Annotated in this window: 21 protein-coding genes, 1 tRNA gene and 1 other RNA gene; 8 read left to right on the top strand and 15 right to left on the bottom strand. The window is 56.2% G+C overall.

Features of this window, described 5'->3' with window-relative positions; translation table 11 throughout:
* Nucleotides 1–22 precede the first annotated feature (22 nt).
* Entirely contained in the window at nucleotides 23–1,576 is a 1,554-nt protein-coding gene (locus tag SPI05_RS00210; protein WP_321075049.1) for a C69 family dipeptidase, read from the bottom strand.
* A gap of 154 nt (nucleotides 1,577–1,730) precedes the next feature.
* Between SPI05_RS00210 and panB the strand changes: the two genes are divergently transcribed.
* The 5 genes from panB to SPI05_RS00185 all read left to right on the top strand — a co-directional run bounded on the left by panB (nucleotide 1,731) and on the right by SPI05_RS00185 (nucleotide 6,918).
* Entirely contained in the window at nucleotides 1,731–2,561 is an 831-nt protein-coding gene (panB, locus tag SPI05_RS00205) for a 3-methyl-2-oxobutanoate hydroxymethyltransferase (protein WP_321075112.1), read from the top strand.
* Between the two features lie 51 nt (nucleotides 2,562–2,612).
* Nucleotides 2,613–3,524, top strand: a complete 912-nt coding sequence (map, locus tag SPI05_RS00200; protein ID WP_321075047.1) for a type I methionyl aminopeptidase — start codon at nucleotides 2,613–2,615, stop codon at nucleotides 3,522–3,524.
* Between the two features lie 132 nt (nucleotides 3,525–3,656).
* Entirely contained in the window at nucleotides 3,657–4,400 is a 744-nt protein-coding gene (ppgK, locus tag SPI05_RS00195) for a polyphosphate--glucose phosphotransferase (RefSeq protein WP_321075046.1), read from the top strand.
* Between the two features lie 339 nt (nucleotides 4,401–4,739).
* Nucleotides 4,740–5,609, top strand: a complete 870-nt coding sequence (locus SPI05_RS00190; RefSeq protein WP_321075043.1) for a C39 family peptidase — start codon at nucleotides 4,740–4,742, stop codon at nucleotides 5,607–5,609.
* Between the two features lie 13 nt (nucleotides 5,610–5,622).
* The gene (locus SPI05_RS00185) at nucleotides 5,623–6,918 is read left to right on the top strand and encodes a hypothetical protein (protein WP_321075038.1); all 1,296 of its coding nucleotides are present in this window, start codon (nucleotides 5,623–5,625) and stop codon (nucleotides 6,916–6,918) included.
* 60 nt (nucleotides 6,919–6,978) lie between these two features.
* Here SPI05_RS00185 and rnpB read toward each other — a convergent pair.
* The 3 genes from rnpB to SPI05_RS00170 all read right to left on the bottom strand — a co-directional run bounded on the left by rnpB (nucleotide 6,979) and on the right by SPI05_RS00170 (nucleotide 9,047).
* Nucleotides 6,979–7,357, bottom strand: an RNA gene (gene rnpB / locus SPI05_RS00180) — RNase P RNA component class A.
* A gap of 17 nt (nucleotides 7,358–7,374) precedes the next feature.
* Complete coding sequence (locus SPI05_RS00175) at nucleotides 7,375–8,100, bottom strand: zinc ribbon domain-containing protein (protein WP_297724123.1); 726 nt, start codon at nucleotides 8,098–8,100, stop codon at nucleotides 7,375–7,377.
* A gap of 59 nt (nucleotides 8,101–8,159) precedes the next feature.
* Nucleotides 8,160–9,047: a Nif3-like dinuclear metal center hexameric protein gene (locus tag SPI05_RS00170; RefSeq protein ID WP_321075029.1), complete on the bottom strand. Its 888-nt coding sequence runs from the start codon at nucleotides 9,045–9,047 to the stop codon at nucleotides 8,160–8,162.
* 50 nt (nucleotides 9,048–9,097) lie between these two features.
* Here SPI05_RS00170 and SPI05_RS00165 point away from each other — a divergent pair, with 50 nt between their 5' ends.
* Nucleotides 9,098–10,717: a class I adenylate-forming enzyme family protein gene (locus tag SPI05_RS00165; RefSeq protein ID WP_321075028.1), complete on the top strand. Its 1,620-nt coding sequence runs from the start codon at nucleotides 9,098–9,100 to the stop codon at nucleotides 10,715–10,717.
* 36 nt (nucleotides 10,718–10,753) lie between these two features.
* Here the strand turns inward: SPI05_RS00165 and lipA are convergent, their stop codons facing one another.
* The 9 genes from lipA to SPI05_RS00120 form a co-directional block, all read right to left on the bottom strand.
* Nucleotides 10,754–11,776, bottom strand: coding sequence for a lipoyl synthase (lipA, locus tag SPI05_RS00160; protein WP_321075026.1), 1,023 nt, complete (start codon nucleotides 11,774–11,776; stop codon nucleotides 10,754–10,756).
* Nucleotides 11,777–11,936: 160 nt separating this feature from the next.
* Nucleotides 11,937–13,715 carry an FAD-dependent oxidoreductase gene (locus SPI05_RS00155; protein WP_321075024.1) on the bottom strand — a complete coding sequence of 593 codons (1,779 nt, stop codon included), beginning with the start codon at nucleotides 13,713–13,715 and terminating at the stop codon, nucleotides 11,937–11,939.
* 49 nt (nucleotides 13,716–13,764) lie between these two features.
* On the bottom strand, nucleotides 13,765–14,451 hold the full coding sequence (gene lipB / locus SPI05_RS00150; protein WP_321075022.1) for a lipoyl(octanoyl) transferase LipB: 687 nt from the start codon (nucleotides 14,449–14,451) through the stop codon (nucleotides 13,765–13,767).
* 299 nt (nucleotides 14,452–14,750) lie between these two features.
* Nucleotides 14,751–15,326 carry a zeta toxin family protein gene (locus SPI05_RS00145; protein ID WP_321075020.1) on the bottom strand — a complete coding sequence of 192 codons (576 nt, stop codon included), beginning with the start codon at nucleotides 15,324–15,326 and terminating at the stop codon, nucleotides 14,751–14,753.
* Between the two features lie 2 nt (nucleotides 15,327–15,328).
* Nucleotides 15,329–15,574 carry a zeta toxin family protein gene (locus tag SPI05_RS00140; RefSeq protein WP_321075019.1) on the bottom strand — a complete coding sequence of 82 codons (246 nt, stop codon included), beginning with the start codon at nucleotides 15,572–15,574 and terminating at the stop codon, nucleotides 15,329–15,331.
* On the bottom strand, nucleotides 15,574–15,846 hold the full coding sequence (locus SPI05_RS00135; RefSeq protein ID WP_321075017.1) for a hypothetical protein: 273 nt from the start codon (nucleotides 15,844–15,846) through the stop codon (nucleotides 15,574–15,576). Before SPI05_RS00135 ends, SPI05_RS00140 begins: the two co-directional genes overlap by 1 nt.
* Nucleotides 15,847–16,040: 194 nt before the next feature.
* Nucleotides 16,041–16,117 (bottom strand) — tRNA-Val (locus SPI05_RS00130).
* Nucleotides 16,118–16,197: 80 nt separating this feature from the next.
* The gene (locus SPI05_RS00125; protein ID WP_321075015.1) at nucleotides 16,198–17,430 is read right to left on the bottom strand and encodes a hypothetical protein; all 1,233 of its coding nucleotides are present in this window, start codon (nucleotides 17,428–17,430) and stop codon (nucleotides 16,198–16,200) included.
* A 105-nt stretch (nucleotides 17,431–17,535) separates the two neighbouring features.
* Nucleotides 17,536–18,159, bottom strand: coding sequence for a hypothetical protein (locus SPI05_RS00120; protein WP_321075013.1), 624 nt, complete (start codon nucleotides 18,157–18,159; stop codon nucleotides 17,536–17,538).
* Nucleotides 18,160–18,303: 144 nt separating this feature from the next.
* Here SPI05_RS00120 and SPI05_RS00115 point away from each other — a divergent pair, with 144 nt between their 5' ends.
* Nucleotides 18,304–19,422, top strand: coding sequence for a sialidase family protein (locus SPI05_RS00115; RefSeq protein WP_321075111.1), 1,119 nt, complete (start codon nucleotides 18,304–18,306; stop codon nucleotides 19,420–19,422).
* A gap of 117 nt (nucleotides 19,423–19,539) precedes the next feature.
* Nucleotides 19,540–20,811, top strand: a complete 1,272-nt coding sequence (locus SPI05_RS00110; protein ID WP_321075011.1) for a YibE/F family protein — start codon at nucleotides 19,540–19,542, stop codon at nucleotides 20,809–20,811.
* Here the strand turns inward: SPI05_RS00110 and SPI05_RS00105 are convergent.
* Entirely contained in the window at nucleotides 20,808–21,086 is a 279-nt protein-coding gene (locus SPI05_RS00105; RefSeq protein WP_321075009.1) for an addiction module antidote protein, read from the bottom strand. The genes SPI05_RS00110 and SPI05_RS00105 overlap by 4 nt on opposite strands.
* A 45-nt stretch (nucleotides 21,087–21,131) precedes the next feature.
* The gene (locus tag SPI05_RS08965) at nucleotides 21,132–21,395 is read right to left on the bottom strand and encodes a type II toxin-antitoxin system RelE/ParE family toxin (protein ID WP_414601942.1); all 264 of its coding nucleotides are present in this window, start codon (nucleotides 21,393–21,395) and stop codon (nucleotides 21,132–21,134) included.
* Nucleotides 21,396–21,800 lie beyond the last annotated feature (405 nt).

Raw genomic sequence — 21,800 nt, 5'->3', positions numbered from 1 at the left:
TGGTCTGGAACTTCTCGCCAGTTCAGGCATCATCACGCGAGAACGAATTGTGCATATTGAGGCTGGCGTCAAACAGGACCTTATCCAGCAGGTCGTCCGTTTCCCGCTTCAACAGGTCAGCAATCTCGGCATTAGCGGCCTCCAGCAGTTCGTAAACGCGGGAATCTTCCATGTTATTTGCCGCGTCCTCACCCAGCTCAACCACCGCCCGGTCAGTACGCGCCACAATCTGCAAAGCCTCCGCCACGACCTTTTGCTGATAACGCTCCACGTGCGGAATCGTCTGATGATAGTGGGCGTCCACCAGGGCGGCAATAATCCGATTGGCCCAATAGTGATGTTCGGTGGTGACCCGCTGGGTCGTCGCTTCCAGGTACTCCGGGGTGTGCCGCACGTTGGCATAGAATGGTACCAGGGCGTTGAACGGCATGGCCCCGTAGGCTATCCAGTTCAGTCCGGTGGTGGTGGCGGGTTTTTCCGGGCGAATCTGGAGGGCAGCCACGAAATTGGTACGGTTGATGCCAATCGGGCGATACATACCGCGCTGGTCAGCGCCGCCTATCAAAGCTTGTTCCGCCCTCGCGTAGGGGTTAAACGGGGTGCCTTGATAGTGGTAAGACTGGGTGTATTTCACGTCCTCCATAGTGATGAGCCGTTCTGGAATCAGGCACCAATCCAAGTCGTCTGAATCCGGGCGGGAATCCCCGTGGAAACCAAACCGAGACACGTCCGTGGGGTTGAGGAACCGCTGCAACGCCCACACTCGTGGCGTGTTGTAGGTGTGATCCGAATCCGTTCGCGACCCGAAAGCCAGGCGAGGATTGAAACGCTGAGCCGGCTGGCCGTCAGTTTGCGCGGTATCCAGGTGGTTGTCAGCCACGAATTCCCGCAAATCCGGCGAGCACAGATAATCGCGCCCCTCCCCCAGGGCATCGTCAAAATCAAAGTCGTCCAAACTGAACTGGTTAGCGATGACGGCATAGCATTCCTCCGGAAGGCGCCGTGCCAGCCAGTGATGCCCCCCTACTGTCTCGAGCCACCAGACGTCGTCGTTATCGGCGAAACCAATGCCGTTCATCTCGTAAGTGCCGTACTGCTGCAGCAACTCCCCCAAACGTAGCACGCCTTCACGAGCCGTCTTAATGTAGGGCAGCACCAACACCACCATGTCTTCTTCACCGATACCGCCGGGCTGTTCCGGCACAAAACCGTCCTGACCCTCCTCACCTTGGGCTTCGCGCAGTTCAACCAGCGGGTCGGCGCCCAGCACGCGCTCGTTCGAGGTCAGCGTCTCGGTGGCGGTCATCGAGACGCGAGCCGAGTTGATTCCCGCGCCTGCCCACAGGCCTTTGTGGGTGTCAGCATCGGGGAAACGGGTGTAGCGCAAACCGGTTTCCGGCAGGGGGATTTCAACATGGGACAGGACCGAACGGTAGGTTTTTGGCAAATCCTCGGGCGCGATGACCTCAAATCGTTTCGCTTCAAAAGACCCGTGTCCCGAGTCGTCGGTCCGAGCCATAATCGTCGACCCGTCCGCCGAAGCCTTTTTCCCAACCAAAATCGTCGTGCAACCCATGTGTTTTCGCCTTTCTCATATTTGCTGGCGACTGTACCCAGTCTGTCAATATCCTAAAACGGTTAGGCATCTGATGCTGAGGGAAATCCTACCTGAGGAACTATTGTTCCCGGCAAAGTCATAGGATGTATATGAACAGACTCAAGGAGTGACTATGATCAAAGACAATCCAGAGATTGGCCCCAAACCCGGAAAGCAGTTTCGTGTCCAGCACGTCCAGCAGTGCTTTGCCGCCGGGCGGCCGCTGACGATGCTGACCGCCTACGATGCGATTACCGCGCGGATTATTGATTCGGCCGGGATTGACATGATTTTGGTCGGCGATTCTTACGGAACCACTATGTTGGGAATGTCCTCCACTGTCGGGGTGACCTTAGACGATATGGTTCGCGCCACCTCCGCGGTCGCGGCGGGGGCTTCACGAGCGTTAATCGTGGGAGATATGCCTTTTGGGTCTTACGAGTCCAGTCCCGCCCAAGCCGTGGATACTGCGGTCGCGCTGGTGCGCGCCGGGGCTGCCGCGGTGAAACTGGAGGGGGGACGTCGCATCCTGCCCCAGGTCAAAGCCATCGTGGATGCGGGTATCAACGTGATGGGACATCTCGGTTTCACCCCACAATCTGAAAACCACTTGGGCGGCAAACGTATGCAGGGGCGCGCCGATGCTGCTCCGGCCTTGATAGAGGACGCGCTGGCCTTGCAAGAGGCAGGGGTGTTCTCGATTGTTTTTGAGATGGTTCCCGCCGCGACCACTCGCGCCGCCATTGACAAGCTCAATGTTCCCATCATCGGTATCGGCGCTGGCCCGGACGCTGCCGGGCAGGTCCTGGTGTGGACTGACATGGCGGGAATGCAAGACTGGAAGCCCTCATTTGCTCAGGTGTTCGGTCAGGTGGGGGCGGAACTGAAGCACGCTGCCCAAAGCTACCGTGACGCCGTGGTGAACCGGACTTTCCCCGCCACGGAAAACTACCATGAAAACTAGGCCGTCCCCGAGAGGCGACCTGAGAACTTTTGAATCGAAAGAATGACTACCGTGTTACACAAGAAAACTCGAACTGACGAACTAGCCCGCCGCGCGCCCTTGGGAAACCTGAAACCGGGACGCATTTCCGCCACCTTGCCAGTCCCCTCCCACATTGACCGCCCGGAATACATGTTCCATGACGGCCCGGAACGGGTTACGGCCTCCGATGTTAAGAACGAGGAAACGATTGAAAAAATCCGCCAAGCCGGACGTATCGCGGCCGATGCCATCGTGGAAACCGCCAAGTACATCGCTCCCGGCGTGACCACCGATACTTTGGACCGCGTGGCGCACGAGTTTATTTGCGATCACGGCGCCTACCCGTCTTGCTTGGGCTATATGGGATTTCGTAAATCTATCTGTACCTCGGTCAATGAATGCATCTGCCACGGAATCCCGGACGACCGACCACTGGAGGAAGGCGACATCATCAACCTGGACATCACCGCTTACAAGGACGGGGTTCACGGCGATACGTGTGCCATGTTCCCGGTCGGGACGATTGACCCCGAGTCCCAGCAGCTCATTGACTGCACCAAAGAAGCCATGATGCGCGCCATTAAGGTCTGCAAACCGGGACGTTCCATCAACGTTATCGGGCGGATTATCGAGTCCTATGCCAGCCGTTTTGAATACGGAGTGGTGCAGGATTTCACGGGTCACGGTGTCGGCGAGGCTTTCCACAGCGGTCTGGTTATTCCGCACTACGATTCCCCCCGGTATGACACGGTTATGGAAGAGGGCATGGTTTTCACCATTGAACCGATGCTGACTATGGGCTCAATTGCTTGGGAACAGTGGCGGGACGGCTGGACCGTAGTGACCCGCGACCGGGGACGCACCGCCCAGTTCGAACACACCCTCGTGGTGCGCGAGGACGGCGGAGAGATTCTCACCTGGCCCAGCAACCACCAGGATTGATAGTTTTTCTTTAGTTGGCAGGCTTGATTGGCAGTTGTCGGTGTCTCACTGGGACGGGGCTGAAATTTGGTGAAATCACGGGATTTGCCATAGAGTAATTTCCAAGTTCATCCCCACGCGAAAGGGACTTTTGTGGCAACTGGATTCGGGATTGATGTTGGCGGCTCCGGTATTAAAGGCGCTTATGTAGACTTGGAAACTGGCGATTTCATTGGCGATCGTCTGAGAATTAAAACTCCCGCACACTCGACCCCCCAGGCCGTGGCGGAAGTGTGCCGTAAAATCATTGAGGAAAAGGACGTTCCCGAAGACATGCCGTTGGGCCTGACGATTCCGGCTCCGGTTAAGAATGATTTGGTCCCGTTTATCGCTAATCTCGACCAGGGGTGGGCTGGCATTGACGTCCGCGTCCTGCTGCGCAAGCACACCGGTCACATGGTCAAGTGTGTGAATGACGCTGATGCCGCAGGTTACGCAGAAGTCCGTTACGGGGCGGCGCGCGATGTGCCCGGCTTGGTCATCGTCACCACCCTGGGTACCGGAATTGGCACCGCGCTCATTTATAACGGGATTCTGGTTCCTAACAGCGAGCTGGGACACATTGAGATTGATGGTAAAGACGCGGAGAGCCGCGCTTCCTCCGGGGTGAAGTCATCCAAGAAACTGTCCTTTAAGCAGTGGTCCAAACGTCTGCAAAAATACTATTCTCAGCTCGAGATGCTGTTCAGCCCGGACTTGTTCGTGGTTGGCGGCGGCGTGTCCCGCCAGCACAACAAGTTCCTGCCCCTGCTGGACCTGAAAACCCCGATTATCCCCGCTCAACTGCGTAACCAAGCTGGTATCGCGGGGGCTGCCGCGCTGGCGGCTGGGGTGTAAACCGAACTAACTGCCTTTTCGCTCCGGGATGCTGCGGCATCCCGGAGCGTTTTGCATTGGGCATAGCCGACGAACCCGAAACTGCCATTGCCCGGCGAGGCTGCCGCCCCCGCTTGTGCCCCCCGCGTTGCGAACCGGCTGATTTGAGCGGAAAAGCCGGGCATAAGCCGGATTCTGTAACGCGCTTTGTTACCGCCGCGCGCCGGTAGCCATTTCTCTGGAAGGCCGGTTACCCGACCTCTCTAGCAAGTAGTCGGGGAATTTTTTTGAGGAGGCGAGGGTTGACAAGGAGACCAATCTGTGATATGAAGAACCATCGATGAGTATCGAGGAGGAATCATGAAATCAATGATCTTTTCTATATCTACTTTGACTCTAATGGCCTTGCTTTGCACAGGAACGAGTATAGCTTCAGGTGCAACCAATGACTCAGATAAAATCAATACTAATGACAGTAGTCAAAGTATTGGAATGATAGATCAACTACCTGTAACTGAGGATTACAGCCTGGATTCTGTAATGACAGAGCAGGAGTCGCATTCATTCCTAAATAAGTTAAATCTCGCAGTAGCAGGTGGGACAATGAGCTTAGAAGAGGCTCAGCGGGAAGCCTTGAAAGAAAGCTTAGTATTTCATAGTCATCCTCTAAGAGCTAATCCTGATTTCCCTAATTCTGAGACTCTATCAAATACGCCTTATGTAAGTCAGGGGCAAAATGGAAAATATTGCGGCCCCGCAAGTGGAACAATGATAGCACGCCAATGGGGCAAACCCATTTCGATTGGAACCATGGCTGATTATATGCAAACCGATAAATACCAAGTGACGGACTGGAGCAGGGGGCAATTCGTAAGTGGATTAAATCTCGCTTTGGGAAAGAGCTTTTATTCGCAACATAATAGTCCTAGCGCTATTTCGATAACTACTGCATTTCAAACAACGGTTGGACACTATAAGCATCCTATCGCAGCCGACACCGTAGAATTCAAAGGCGGCATAACTTATAACAACCACGCACAGCCTACGAACAATCCTCGTGGTCACTGGATAGTAGGCTACGGCTATCGCAATAATGGAAGTTCAGGATTCTGGTACGATCCGGGAGCAGCATATCTCAATAGTCATGGCTCTAATGGCGTTAACACATCGTTTATTGCAAACAGTAATTTTATGCATCAATTTTTACAAAGCAACTGTATCGTTTTTTAAAGAATGATAAACTATGCTTACAAAACAAACTGCAGTACTTATTTTAGTAGGCTATTTGCTGTTGTCACTGACGGGTTGTGCATCTACGAGTGCTGTGACCACGGCACCTAAAACCGGTACAGACCAAGCAGAAAATGAAATTCTTTCTAAGGATAAGGCGACAAATATCCTCAGTGAAGGCACTTATTTTTTTGACCAGCGTCTTAATTACACACCCGATTCCAATGCAATACAAGATGCATACGAACTCATGGATAGTAACGGTGTATTCCCCTGTTACCGTAAAGCCCAAGAAACTTCTCCATTTACCAATAACGAACCCAACGGCGAATTTTGGTGGTGCCAAGCTACAGAGAGAGGATTAAAGCAATTATCCCAAATACCATTCCCACCAAACGTTCCACCAAAAGGTCAACAGATTTCATACATTTCCAGGCTTGGTAACCAGCTTCTATTCATTATTTCAGGAGCTTATGATGAAACTGCTGAAAGCAACTGGCAACTCGCCTTTTTTGATGGTCAAACCACCCGAACCATTGTGTCAAGCAAAGACTACACTGGTAAACCAATCAGGATGGCAGCGGAGCCCTGGCACATCGGACTGTGCGATGGCAAAGCCTATTGGGCCACCTTTGATATGCTGCAAGCAGACAACAGTCCAAAGAACTCTGCGTACATCTATACAACTCCAGTCAACAGCAAATCCAGTCCTCAAATTATTGCGAAAAATGTTACGTCCTTTAAGCTTAGTAAACAATGCGATTTAGCAATATACTACCAGCAAGATACGGCAAAAAATTCTCGGACCTCACCTAAAATTGACCTTTTTCACGGAAAATCAAAAATCGAATCTATTATTTTACATAGCAACATTAGCAACCTCTACGGTTTTGCTCATGATTACTTTATATATCGGTCCACTGAGACAAGTTCACAAAATGATTTAATTATAGAGAACCTACTAAATCATCACAAAATCACTTTTCGAGGTACGCCTTGCAAGAACATTCCAAATATAAACGAAGTTGGCACAAGTTACTTCTATTTTACCTGCGCAGACTCTAATTACTCTTCAGTTGATACATTTTTATATGACCTACACTCTAACAATTATTTTATTGTGCCAGATTCCTATGCTGGTTTTGCTTCGACCAACAGTGAGAAGTGTATGAATACAAGCGATTGTTTTTTGGTGTCTTGGAGCAAAACTGATTATGTTATACCAATCGCAGAACATCGGAAAAAGAAATTGTTTTCGATAACCCAAAGCTACGCCTACTGGTCACCAGATTTACATAACCGTCTCTGATTATTTCCCCATACTCCGTGCGTCGCGTCGTACCCGGTCAAGTGCTCCTGAATCAAGGAGCGGAAAAGCCGGGCATAAGCCGGATTCTGTAACGCGCATTGTTACCGCCGCGCGCCGGTAGCCATTTCTCTGGAAGGCCGGTTACCCGACCTCTCTAGCAGCCTACCCGCAGGCTTTGAACGGGCCGCCCAGCCTGCTGCTTGGCCTTGCTCCGGGTGGGGTTTACCCTGCCACGACTGTCGCCAGCCGCGCGGTGAGCTCTTACCTCACCTTTTCACCCTTACCCCGCCGTGTACAAAGCCCGGTGGGGCGGTTTCGCTTTCTGTGGCACTGTCCCGCGGGTCACCCCGGGTGGCCGTTAGCCATCACCCTGCCCTGTGGAGTCCGGACTTTCCTCGGGCTCATCGAATGACTCGCCCGCGGCTACCTGCCCGGCTTTTCCGCCCGATTATTGTACTACTTACGCACCAAAATGACTTCGTGGTCCTCGCTGACGATGACATCGTCGGGAGCCGCGATGTTTAAACGCGAGATTTCCGCCATCGAAAATTCCAAATCCATCCCGACCGACTGGTTCCCGCTGACCGCTACTACCCCGATTCCCCCGGTCGCCCGCTTGCAAGTTTCGTATTCCCGCAGCAAGTCGGCGGGTAGGATGGCGGCCAGTTCGTCTCGCTGGCTTTGCTGACCGGTCAGTTCCTGCTGCAGTTCGCCGGCAGCGCTGCCCGCTTCGGCTTGTGCTTCGTCGAACTCAACAGCCAGTTCCGCGCGGCGGTTTTCCACCTGCTTCACTTTTTCACTAGCGCGTTCCAGCGCGTCCAACGCGTCCAGGGCACTGTCTTCCAGTTCGCCCTGACGCGTCGCCAACTGAGCGAGTTCGGCTTGAATACGTTCCATCTCTTTGGGGCTCAACTGACCTGAGTCCAAGCGTTCGCGTTGAGTTTTCGCCCGTTCTTGAACTTTGCTGACTTCCCCTTCGGCTTGCTTCAAAGCCCGGTTCAAGTCGTTGCGGGCGGAAGTCGCCAAAGCCAGCTTGGTGCGCAGCTCGTCTTGCTCAGCTTTGATTTGTTCCAGACGCGCCGCGGCCGGAATGCTGGCCAGAGAGTGTTTCAACCCGGCAATCTTCCGATCTAGGACCTGCAGGTCCAAAAGTTTTTCTTGGTCTTCGGGCGCAGCTTTCATTGACTTCTTCCTTGCAGATTATCGGGGTCTTTTCCTAAATCGTAGCTTGATTTCAGGTATTAGTTTATCGAACCGTAGCCGGCATCGTCCGGCTCGGTCTCATCGTTGGTAACGGTGGGGATATAGGCGTCCCAGGGCTCGGAAATGACCGTGCTGATTTTCGTTTCCAGGGGTTTCCCGATTTCTCCGGCCCACAGGTTCAACGCTGTTTCTAAGCGGGGCAGCCACATCCATTCACTGGCCCAATGCGACGGCATGATAAGGGCGGGAGCCCCGTCCATCTCCAGGAAATCTAGCGCCGGGTGGTGACGCAAATCGGCTGTCACGAACACATCCGCGCCGGCGTCTAAGGCTGCGGGCAGCAGGGATTGACCCGACCCGCCACTGACCGCCACCGACTTGACTGGACGGTCAGCCTCCCCCGCCACCAGTAAACCTGCTGGTGAATCTGGCAATAGGTTCGCCAGACGGCTGGCGACCTCACCCACCGTGGTGGGCGTGACCGGGCCGACTCGTCCGATGCCCAAGGACGTATCGGCGGGAGCGGGCTGCAGCGGCCGCCAGGTCTGCGGGTCGAGTCCCGCTGCTTGGGCCAGAGCTTCCGCCACCCCATCGCGTGCCGAGTCTGCGTTGGTGTGGGCGTTAAACAGGGCAGCCCCGCCACGAATCAGGCGATGAACCACCCGACCTTTGGCAGTATCAGTAGACACAAAGGAAGTGCCGCGCAGGAACAGGGGATGGTGCGTAATGACCAGCTGCGCCCCCCACTCGAGGGCCTCGTCCACGACTGGCTCGACCGGATCCACCGCTAGCAGAATCCGCGTCACCGAGTCGCCCCGATCCCCGCAAATCAGCCCGACCCGGTCCCAATCTTCCTGCAGCTCGGGCGCAAAACGCGCGTCCATCCACTCACAAATTTCGCCTACGGTCAATCCGGTATTTTGCATACTCTCATCCTAGCGAACTTCGATTTGCTCCTGTTTGGTAACCTAGAACTGTGGTCGATTATTCCCCGATGAAATTCCTGCAAGCAGCCGCTTTACGCCACCCTGGACGCACTTCGATGATTTGGATCGCCCAGGGAGTCAGCGCCGAAACCATCGCTAAACCCAGTTTTGCCCCGCCGACTTGGACCGTGGCCCAGGCACTAACGCACACCACCAGGCTGGCAGCCCAGTTTCGATCCTGGGGCGTTGCGCCCGGCGAGCGCGTGGTCGTGATTGGGAAAAACTCCCCCTGGCATCTGCTGACTTTCGTGGCCGCCGCGGCCATTCCGGCGATTACAGTGCCGTTGGATCAAAACCTCCCAGCCCCGGAGTTGACAAAAATCCTGGCGCATTGCGAACCGAAAATCATTATTTGCGATTCCGCCCAGCACGAAAAACTGGCGGGCTGCGGCCCCACCTCTAACCCTCGCCCCCGCCTGGTGACGTACTCTGACCTGGAGGATTGCCTAGAGCCGCGCGACGACTCGACCCCACCCGTAACGTTGGCGCTCGCGGCCACCAAAATGCTGGACGGCCTTCCCGAATGCGGGGAGGACGTGCCCGGCGCGATTATCTATACCTCCGGCACCGCCGCTCACCCGAAAGGCACGCTGCTGACGTACAAAAACCTGTGGTGGGGCTGCACGAATTTCCGCGAAGTGTTTGAATATTCTCCGGCCACCGTCGAGGCGGTCACAGCTCCCCTGTCACATATTGGCGGGTTCAACGGCACGACGACGGACATTTTTTCCCACGGCGGCACCGTCGTCATTTTTGAGAAGTTCGATTCGGCCGCTGTCCTCGCCGCTATCGAGAAGTATCATGTCCAGATGATGTTCGCGGTGCCGACCATGTACCGGATGCTGGTGCGCGAAGTCCGGCAGGCGGCACAATCCGGACGGCCGATAGACACGTCTCGGTTCACAAAAGCCCTGGTGGGCGGCGCGCCGTGGGATGAACAGCTGGCCGCTGACATGATTGGCTTGGGGTGGAACCCCATCAACATTTGGGGCATGACCGAGCAAAGCGCTTCGGGAGCCGCCCTGACTACGGACGTCATGGCGGGGCGCGAACTGGCGGTAGGCCGGGCATTTCCGCATACTGAGCTGCGTATCGTTGACGGAGCGGGAAAACCGGTCGAACCTGGGGTGATTGGCCAGCTGGAATGCCGCGGCCCCAGCGTGACGCGGGAATACTTCCGTAATCCGGAACTGAACGCCGCCCTGATTGACCCGCAAACGGGCTGGTTACGGACCGGGGACTTGGGATTTTTTGATGCTGACGGTTTCCTTCACCTGGTGGGACGCCTGACCGACACGATTAACTCCGGCGGGGAAAAGGTGTTCTCCCAGCGGGTCGCCGCGGTGCTCTCGCGTCATCCGGGGGTGTCAGAAGCGCGGGTCGTCGGGGTTCCCGACCCGACTTGGGGTGAAATCGTGGCCGCGGTGGTGGTGCAAACCCCAGACACGCCCGAAAACGCGGAACCACTCAGCTTGGAACAACTCCAAGACTTCGCCCGCCCTCACCTGACGAAAGCGGAACTCCCCCGAGCCTTGCGCCTCGTGAGCCGCATCCCGCTAAACTCAAATGGAAAACCTGACCGGCAAGGGCTTTTGGCGCTGTTCCAATAACTCCCGAAACACCCCCCCACGCACTCAGGCGCGCGATTACCGCTGTTTTTCCCGCTCCACGACCGCTTCGGCTTCCTGACGAGCCGGGGGACGGTCCTGTTCCAGATGAGCGAACTGGGGCGGAATGAAACGCTCGTAGTGCCGCATCGCCTGGGCCCACAGCTTGCCGGCACGATACGAAGAGCGCACCAACGGCCCCGACATACACGCGGCGAACCCCATACCCAACGCCAGCTCCTTGAGCTGCACAAACTCTTCAGGCTTGACCCAGCGCACCACCGGCAGGTATCGCTCAGAGGGGCGCAAGTATTGGGTCAGGGTTAAGATATCTACCCCCGCGTTCAGCATATCGCGCATGGTCGCTTCGACTTCCTCGGGTTCTTCGCCCAGCCCCAGCATCAGGTTCGACTTCGTGATTAGCCCGAACTGTTTGGCTTGGGTGATGACGTCCAGGGAGCGCGCGTAGGTGAACGCGGGACGCACCGTGTGCATCAGGCGCGCCACCGTTTCCAAGTTGTGGCCAAAAACTTGGGGAACGCTCGCAAAGACTTCCTCCAGGGCGGCGGATTTGCCTTGAAAATCATCGACCAGCAGTTCCACTCCGGTTTCGGGGCAGAGCGCGCGAATCTGGCGTACCGACTCGGCGTAGAGCCACGACGCCCCGTTTTCCAGGTCGTCGCGAGACACCCCGGTGACCGTCACATACTTCAGCCCCAGATGCTTGACCGTTTCCGCGAGGCGACGCGGCTCGTCACGGTCGTAACCCTCCGGCTTGCCCGAAGCCACATCACAAAACCCGCACCGGCGGGTACACACGGCCCCACCAATCAGGAAAGTCGCCTCCCGGTCTTCCCAACATTCAAAAATGTTGGGGCATCCCGCTTCGGCGCAAACCGTGTGCAGCCCCGCCCCCTGCATGAGGGAACGCATTTCCTGGTATTCCGGCCCGGCTTTTGCCACCACGCGCAGCCAGCGCGGATGGTCCTCACGAGGTTGGCGTGCGTTGGCCACTTCCAGGCGCAACGGTTTACGGTGCTGCGCGGACTCCAGCGTGGACATAGTGTCTCTCTCTCAGTCGGTTTGGGGACATTCTTTCTTCATTTTACTCACGTTTCCCTCCGGCCTCACCACCGTTCCCGCGACAGTACACACGCGACAAAACAATCCGGGAACCTCACCACGCGGTGAAGTTCCCGGAAAGTCTGTTGGCCCGGTCGGGCTAGCGCGCCACAAACACCGGATTGTCGGCGAATGCCTCGTCAGCAGCGGTGTTGGCGGCGATGTAACCAAAGACCAGCGCGGCCCCGATGGAGGTGCCTCCGGCCGTGTAGGTGTGGCCGATGACCGACTTGGTCGTGTTGCCGGCCGCCAGCAAGCCGGGGATTGTGCTGCCGTCGGGGCGGGTCACACGAGCCTTCGGGTCGATGACCAAACCACCGGAAGTCCCGATGTCGCCCGGGTACACCTGAGTCGCATAGAACGGGCCCTTTTCCACACGACCCAGCGAGGCGTTGGGCTTGTGGTAGCGGTTGCCATAGAAGCGATCGTGTTCGTTTTCGCCACGGTGGAAGTCCAAGTCAACGCCGGCATCGGCGAAGTCGTTGAAACGGTCAATGGTGGCTTTCAACGCATCGGCCGGCACTTCGATGGCTTCAGCCAAAGCGGCGATCGTGTCGCGTCGCACCAGGGCGCCGGAATCGTAGTATTCCTCGGGCAGCTCCAGCTTTGGCAGGTGGCCGTATGCAAAGAAGTATTTGTCGCGGAACTGTTGGTCAAATATCAACCACGCGGGCATGTTTTCCGCGTCGCCCTCACCCTTGCCGAAGATGCCGCCGTAAAGCCCCTGGCCAGCAGTGCAGTACGGTAGGGCTTCGTTCATGAAGCGCTTGCCTTTGCCGTTGACTATGAGCGTATGCGGCAGCGAGCGGTCGGGGACGATGAAGCGTTCTTCGTCCTCGATGACGATCGGCTGGAAGGTGTCGGTGCGCGGCAGCGAAATGACCGGGGACCAGATGGCGTCGGCCATATTGTCGATGGCCGCGCCGTGGTTCAGGCCGATTTCGATGCCGTCGCCGGTGTTGCCCTCGACGCCGACCGTCCAGGTGCCGGTGATCGGGTGACGCTGGTACTTTTGGCGCATTTCTTCGTTGCGTTCAAAACCGCCGCAAGCCAAGATGACGCCATGTTTGGCCTTGATGTCGAAGGTTTCGCCGGCGTGTTCCAGGGTCACACCGTTCGCGCGGTCACCGTCGAAGGTGATGTCTTTCAGGGCGGTTTCGAGCTTCACTTCCACCCCGGCGCGCAGCGCGGAGTACATGATCGCGCCGGTCAGGCCCGCCCCCATCGTCAGCGGGCGACGTCCCTTAGCCCAGTGGACCAGGTTGCGCCACGCCAGCTTCATGCCGCGCACCCACGGACGCGGGTCGGTCATCGCCAACAGCAAATCTGCGGAATCGTACGAGTTCAAGTCCATTGGAATCATCGGCTTAAAGTACGCCTTGACGTGCGATTTCTCCCAGGGGCCCAGCAGGCGCGAATCGAAGGCACCGGCCTCGACGCCGCGGCCGGTTTTCGCCGCACCGGGGGCATCGAGCCAATAGTCGGGGTAGCCTTCCATCCGCCTAAACTCCAGGTAGGGGCACGAAGCGGTGAGGAAGTCCATGCACTTCTTGCCTTCCTCCAGGAATGTGTCAATCATTTCGTCGCTGGTGCAGTCCCCCACCGTTGCTTTCATGTATTGGCGGCCCAGGTCGGTAGAATCCGAACCCCCGAGTCTGGCGAAAACATTGTTTCCGGGTACCCACACCATGCCGGCGGATTTGGAGGTCGAACCTCCCCACTGGTCGCTTTTTTCGACCATCAATACTTTCAGACCACGCCTCGCGGCGGTAAGAGAAGCGGACAGGCCGGCAGCTCCAGAACCAACGACGACAACGTCATAGGTATCTTTGCTGGGACGTCCAAAGGGTTTACGAGCTGAAGACTTCTTTGTGTTCATAAGCTAAATGCTAGACTACTTCGACGGCTCGCGTCAGGGTCTTCGGTCCCTAAATTGTTGAAAACGGAGCCAGCAGGGGGGTGAGTTTCTCCGTGAGCTGGTCCACCAGTACTTTTGCGGCGGTGTCGAAGTCCGTTTCGATACCCTCCTCGAACAGGGAGGTGACCCCGGCATCGTTGAGTCCACAAGGAATAATGCCCGTGAACGCGCGGTTGAAATCCGGGTGAATGTTGAGCGCCAGCCCGTGCAGGGTCGCGTTTTGCACGACTTTCAAGCCGATGGCGCACAGTTTGCGGTCGCGTCCCATCCCCCGCTCGGCGGCGGTGCGCCCCGCGGCGTCACGGTAGCGCAGCCACACTCCCGCACGACCCTTCACGATTTCAACGTCCAAGCCCCAAGTGCCGCGAACCGCGTCGATGACCGCGCCTTCCACCGCGCGAATGTAGGCAATCAAGTCCACCGGCTCGTGCAGCCTCACCACCGGATAGACCACCAGCTGGCCCGGCCCGTGCCAAGTGAGCGACCCGGCCCGGTCGGTGCGAATGACCGGCAAGTCTTTGTTGATGAGGTCACTGTCGTGGGTGTTACGCCCGGCGGTATAGGTCGGTTCGAACTGTCCCAAGATGAGGGTGTGGTCAAGTTCTCCGTCCCGCACCCGCGCCCAAGTGTCTCGCTGAATCCGGTCCGCTTCCTGGTAAGACACCAGCCCTCTGGGCAGCAAATTTTCCACTCGCACGGGGTTTACTCTACCGCATCGAGCGGGTTCGAGCGCGAATAGGACAAACCGGGCAAGGTTTTTCCCACAATCTGGCGGGGAATTACAAGCAAAAATGTTCGGAAAGGACACGGTTAACAATCAACGATAGTCCGCTTTCTCCTGATAACTCTGATATCCAGAGTATCCAGGCTACCTGCCACCGGGCAACAAAGTTTACGGAGACTATCTAGACTTACAAACCGTGCGCTCTCATCCAGAGCTATTTACGGTTGACGATGCCTATTAAATAAAATAATTAGCCATATTTTGTATGGTTTCTATGCAATGCCTTGTCGCAGCCGATTAAGCACGTCAGCAGCGGATGCATCGTCTGCAGTAAACCGCACATGACCCGGTTCACAAATCGCCAACGTATCCCGAACAACCTTTTGCTCCGACAAGGTCAGGGGACGTTCAAAGTGTTCCTGAAAGATATCCACCGCATCCGCGCAGGCGGCACCGTCATAGAGAATTCCCCCGCTGCGATTCGTAACCGTGAAACTGTCAATCATCGGCTCACCGCTAAACGTGGCGTTCACAATCTTGCCAACGTTTTGCACCAGGCTATCCACGGTCACGTCGTGCGCGGTAGGCGGTGTCCACCGAGCCGGAAACCCCCGCAGCATATCCCGATAGAAACGCTCCGCGATACCCTCCAACGAAACCAAGGGAGGAACCGCAAGCACCACAGCGTGAGTTTGACGCCCCAACTCTTTGGCGCGGCGCGCAGTGTCGAGAACAGTTGCGGCATTGCGCCACGTGCCCTCAACGAGAAACGAAATCCGGTTCGCTTCTGCATATTCCACACACATCCCGACCCACGCGCCGGACGCAGGGGCGGTGGCGTGGGGCATCTTCAAAGGCTCGTGGGTAATGAGAGATACTCGTAATCTGGGTGGTGGCGGCGAAAGTCATCACCGATGATTTCAGCAACAGTGTCAGGGGGATACTGCGCCAGGGCATAATTCTTGCCTTGGGTTTTCCCAGACCCCAGCTGACCACCCAGAAAAATCGTCGCCGGGTTTTCAACAGATTCAATTTTCCTGAATACATCAGGTTTAACTAACAGTTCCCATAACGCTTGCAATTCATCTGGCGTCATCACATAGCTACTAACAATTCGGAAGAATCAAGTTCCACACGGCGTGCGTGCCATTTTTTAATCATGGCAATTTGTGCGTCGCGGTCATGAGCGCCGACCCGCGAGCGTTCCTCATCTAACTCAAATCGTTCTTGCTCGTAGCGGTCAGCTAAAGCATGGTTACCTTCTTTGAGAGCCGCAACCTGCCGGGACGAAAGCCAACCTCCCAGCATGGTTCCCGGCTTCATAGAACACGTCATAGAGAACCGAATCGGAATAGTCCTCATATTCATTGCTTACCATCGCCACGTCCCTTCCCTTTACCGACATTTTACCAGCCCCCTCTGGCTTTGTCGCCGGTGCGGTACCCCTGACGTATATTGAGCAAAACAGCATTTCCCCCGGCGCCGCCCCTCACGGGTTCGAGTCCCTCTGGACCGTAAATTGTTTTGTGAGGATGGGGATAAACCCCATCCTCACAAAAACCTGGTGGACCCAGAGGGACTCGAACCCCCGACATCCACGGTGTAAACGTGGCGCTCTAGCCAACTGAGCTATAGGTCCTAAAGGTTTGCGCGAAACGCAAACACAAGACTATTGAGAATAACATTTGCCACGGCAAGTTGCGAACCGGCCGGCCCGAATCACTCCGCAAAAATCACGTCTCCACCAAAAGCTGGAGCCCCAATGGGAACACCAACTCCTGAAGGCCAACAAATATCGTCGGTGTCTGCAGCTACCACGACCCTCCTGCCGTCGTACTTCTGCCACTGAGACGACCTGTCCTCTTCATTTCCAATACCTGTGTAAGAATACAGGTCAAGGATGTCTGTCTCTATCGTATCGGTCTCACCGCTACCATCACCAAGAATGCCCAATACACCCTGTTTCTGATCCAACAACACCACCACATAGCGTTCATGGCTGAAATCTGTCCCGGGCGGCACGGGATTAGGTTCCGGCATTCCTTGCATCTGCAGCACCTCCTTGTGACCCATAATCCGCAGGGTACCTTCAAGCACCTGCTTGCCTTGGGCTCTGGCCGCTGCAATAGCCTTGGCTTTCTGATCCGCAGACTTACCCCCTGCGGGTTGCTTAGCCCCTGCAGCACCGGCTGGCCCCGCCAGCTTCTGCAAGGCGGAACGGTCCGAGACATCCAACCACTGCAGTTCGGCTCCATCCCCGTCCAAAACTGGAGTGGACTCACCAAACGTGAAGTCACAATTATCGCTCTCTACCAGTTCGGAGCCTTGCAACACCATACGATTGCAGTACCACTGGGGATTCGAGGCGCTGCCAAGGACTTGAATAATCCCATTCCCAGCTTTACTCCCCATAATGAAGGCCCGCGTTCCTCCACCCAAGGCAACCCCATCCAGGAGGACCTTCGACGGCGCTATAAACGGATTTCCCGACCCGTCCGCGGAGAAAACTTGCACATTGAGCAGGCCATAACCATCATCAGCACCGAATAACAGTTCAGGAATACCGTCCCCATTCATCTCAGTCAGGGCGTATTTATACGCTCCACTTGAATTATCCCTCTCTAACGCAGTCAGATACTTGGTGGGGGCATCAAGTATTTCGGTGTACTGCGCAAAGGCCGTTTGAAGTTTCTGAGCATGTGAATGCTTCTGGACTGTCGCGGTCTTTCCTGCGGCCGAGGATGTCCCGGCAGCCTCCTCACCGCCGGCGGAACCCTTCCCGAGCAGCGCCACCAACAAAATAATCCCAGCAACCACTAACAGTGCCAACGCAACTATGATGCCAATCAACGGTACATTACGGCTCTTTGCGACCGCATCCGCCTCTGGACGTGGGGGCGGTGTGGGGCTGGATTCGGACCGAATCGATGCGGGCGGCATCGGGTCAGACATAACTTCCTGCTTTCTGCATGACGGTATGTTGAGATTAGCATCACCAAAACACCCTCCGTTACAGTCGGGAAGGCGATTTTCCGCGGCCTTGGAATCTGGCCCACGCTAGGCCACGGTTTTCACCAGGACCGAGCCTTCATCCGTGAATCCCAACCGTTTGAAGTAGCCCACATCACTGGTGGTATCGGGGGCGATTTCAACTTCGGTGGCTGCAATTCCCGCGAACAATTCCCGGTCGGAATACACATGCTTGCCGGGGGTCAGGTCACGGAACCGTTCAGTCACAAAATCCAAGACAATGCGGCAGCGGCCCTCCGCGGCGGCTTGTAGTGCTAGAACCCCCACGATTTCCTCCTGATAGAGCACCAGGAAAACACTGGCACCGCCCAAGGACTCCGCTGAAAACTGCGGATAGGCTCGGAGGATGTCTTGGTGATTACGCTCCACGAAACGCTGCACCACCGGGGCCTCACCCGAGGTACCCACTACTTCATAGACCCGCTCACTCTCGCTATCGCAACGATACAAGCGCCACAGCCAGTACACGTTAATCAGCACGATGGCGCCGTTCATCACCATATAAGGCCAGATACCAAAATACGCGTTATAGACCGTGGCAATCAGTGAGCCCGTCAGGTTCAAAATCCGAAACTTGCGCACACTGGGAATCATTAAAGACACCACTACCAAGATGGATCCGACCCACCCGATTATTTCCCATACCGGCATATATACATTCTCCTGATTAGTACACGAAATGAAGCATTCCATCGTACTCGGCTTTATCCGGCGTTGTGTAGGTTTTCACGTGACAAAAAATCTCTGGGACGCAAAACCGGTTTCCCGCTGAAACTTCGCAGTATCCTAACCGTGATGGTCAAAGTATCCGCCCGCAGGCAATTTCCCCAGTACGGCGAAGCATTCTTCCGTATTCCGGCCCTCGTGCTCACCTCCGCGGATTCGGTGCACCCGCATCGCTTGCTGGCATTCTTTGATGCCCGGCCCGACTTTCATGACCTTCCCGGCCTCATCTCTGTGCTGACCTGCTCTAGTGATGACTTGGGGATTTCCTGGACACCCTATGTTCCGTTGATTTTAGCCCGTGACGGGTGGGGTTTTGGCGATGCTTGCCCGGTGGCCCTGCATGACGGAGGGGTTCTTTGCGGTTACGCTGCAAGTCAGGGAATGAGTTTTTGGGATGATGCCGCTGCAGGAAGTAATTGGAAACTTTACGTCTGTTGGAGCGAGGACACAGAAACCTGGTCTCACCGAGACATCACCGCGCAGCTGTGGACTGAGGAGACTGGGAATCTCTTCTTTGCATCCGGAAATGGCATTCAGCTCACAACTGGCTCGCACCGGGGAAGGATTCTTCTGCCGATGGTGGAACGTCGGGTAAACTCCCCAGACATCAAAGCCCTCATCGTGTTTTCTGATGACGGCGGAGCCACCTGGCAACGTGGCGGGACCTTGCTTGGCGGGGACGAAAGCAAGCTGTTGGAACTTCCCCACGGAGATATTTTGATGAGCTCCCGCGCTTATCCCCAACGCCTGTGGGCGCTCTCAACCGATGGTGGGCAAACTTTGACAATGCGGACCTTGCAGGTAAAGGACCCCGGTTGCAATGCAGGATTAGCCATGTATCACGGAACACTGGTCCTCACCAGCCTCGACCCGCCCGAGGAGTCTCGGGAGGTACATCCCGACCTGGATCTGGACCCGTCTCGCGGAAAGAGCCACGACCAATTGCAAGACTGGTTTTCTCGCAGAAACTTGGTTGTCCGACTGGGAACCCTCCCGGAGCCACCCACGAGCCCTCTCGACCCCGCTGAGATTAGCTGGGGTGAACCCCACGTCATTGACTCGGGTCCCGCCGCCTACTCCGTGTGCGTCACGCTAGGCGACCGGATTGCCGTGATGTGGGAGACCGGTCAACAGAGCGGGGGTTCGCGCTCCCCCTACGGATCTATTGCCTTCACCACTCTCAAATAGGCTCTATCGCCGGGAAATCACAACCGCGCCTCGGTTCGGCTCACGCCTAGAATCATCGTAAAAGATAGGTCATTTCACCCAGCATGGATGCGACTGACATGGATATACTTGCTGTTTGTGTCTCATTCTCACTCGATTTCTCGGATTTCTCGGACTCAAGAGGCTTCGACGACTTCGCCAGCCTCGCGCCTGGCGATGGTGGTTGCCCTGGGCTTGATTACAATCTTGACCTTGGCAGGGGCGGTTTGGCTCTGGCCCGATTGGCATCATCTGCAGGAAGTCCGCCAGATGAACTTCAGTTTCGCGACCGCTCCGGGAGTTTCCTACGAACGCGCCACCATCGTGAAACTCGAGCCGAAGTGTCGAGACACCGACATCGCCCCTTCTGACGTACAAGGGCACCTGGACGACTGTGTTCGCCTGACGGTACGCCTGACCAGCGGACCGGATTCCAACCGGGTTGCCACCCTAGAAGCGGTCGGACCCGGCGCACATTCGGACCTGGCTCCCGGCGACACAATCCAAGTTATGCGCTCACCAGGAGAAAAACCCGGCACTGCCACCTACACCTTCACCGGCGTCCCCCACGACCTGCCGATTATCCTCTTTACCGTCCTGTTCGCCGTGGTAGTTCTGGCTGTCGCCCGCGTCAAAGGAGCGCTCTCGCTGGTGGGACTAGCTTTCGCGACCGTGGTGATTGTGTACTTCATGCTGCCTTCCCTGGCCAGCGGTCGGCCCGGCATCTGGGTCGGAGTGGTCGGATCGTGTGCCATCATGCTCATCGTCATTCACGTCGCCCACGGCATATCTATGCGGACCGCATCCGCCCTACTGGGCACCGTGTGCGGTTTGGGGCTTTCGGCCTTGCTGGGCGCCATCGCGGTGAAAAGCGCGCACATTTCGGGTTACATCGATGAAACCTCCTTTGACTTGTCCGCTGCCATTCCGCACCTCAACATGAGCCAGCTGTTCGTCGCTGCCACCATCTTGGCGGGGCTGGGGGTGCTGAATGACGTGACCATCACCCAAGCCTCGGCTGTGTGGGAACTGAGATTGGCCGCCCCGACCTATACCCGCCGCGAAATCTATCAAAGCGCTATGCGTATCGGCCGGGACCACATCGCTTCGACGATTTACACCATTGTTTTTGCCTACACCGGCGCGGCGCTCTCTACGGTGATGCTCATCGTTTTGTTCTTTGAACGTTCACTCAGCGACCTCTTCACGACGGAAGCCCTCGCCGCCCAAGCCTTGCAAATATTGGCTTCCGGCTCCGCCCTCATCGCCAGCGTCCCCATCACCACCGCTATCGCCACCCTGGCGGTACGCAAGCCCACCGGGCCGAGCGAACCTGACCGACCTTGTGCACCCGACCCGCCACTTGCCTAAGCTGCAGATACTCTCAAACGCACACCCAACGCTTGCAGGACTTTATTAATGGTTTCAAAAGACGGCGTCGCATCTGCGGTCAAGGATTTGTACAGTGAGGTTCGACTCACCCCAGCGTTGGCTGCAACCGCGGTCATGCCCATAGCCTTGGCAACATCGCCAATAGCAGCCTGCAACATGGCAGTATCTCCGTCCTCCAAAGCTGCATCCAAGTAGCCCGCAATCGATTCAGGGCTATCAAGGTATTCAGTCACGTCCCAGTCATTTATTGTCATATCTCTCCCCTTTCTTGGAGCCTAGCGAAAATTGCCTCAGCTTTCTCAATATCGCGCCTTTGTGAGGACTTGTCCCCTTCCGAAGACTAGAAGCACCACAGTACGCTCAAGCTTCGCATAATAGACTCGGTATCCAGGTCCATAATGGATACGTAACTCACTAATGCCGTCCCCCAGATATCTGGTGTCTCCCACGATTTCGTTCTTGACTTCCCAACGTCTCAAGGCAAATGCAATCCGACCTAGACCAACGTGGTCATGCAGCGTCTTTAGCCCCTTGTCGAACTCTCTTGCACGCTTGATTCTCACACTCTAAGCGTATCCGAATGGATACACTTAGTCGAGGGGATTGACCCATTTGGGCGAGAAGTACTTCAGCCGGTGACTGTAAATCGCGATTAAATCGGGGTTGCTGGTCTATATAACCACCTACCCCGATTTAATCCCCGATTTCTCACACCGCCACCCGGTAACGCCCGACACGCCCGACAGCGGGCACAAAACCCCGTTTCCAAGTGAACTGCTCCCCATCAGGGTTAAAGGACAAATTGTGTGTCTGGGGGGTTAGTCCCAGGTGTTGTTGTAGGGGGTGGTGTGGTGGAGTTCGTTCCAGATGATTCCGTCGCCCCATCCGGGGAGGCTTCGCCTGGTGATGTGCTGGTTTTCTTGGTTTAGGTAGTATTCCTCGAGTTGCGCGTCTGTGGGCATTATTCT

It is taken from the genome of Mobiluncus sp., from assembly GCF_034180645.1.
Classification (GTDB): Bacteria; Actinomycetota; Actinomycetes; order Actinomycetales; family Actinomycetaceae; genus Mobiluncus.
This window is presented reverse-complemented; position numbering and strand designations above follow the sequence as displayed.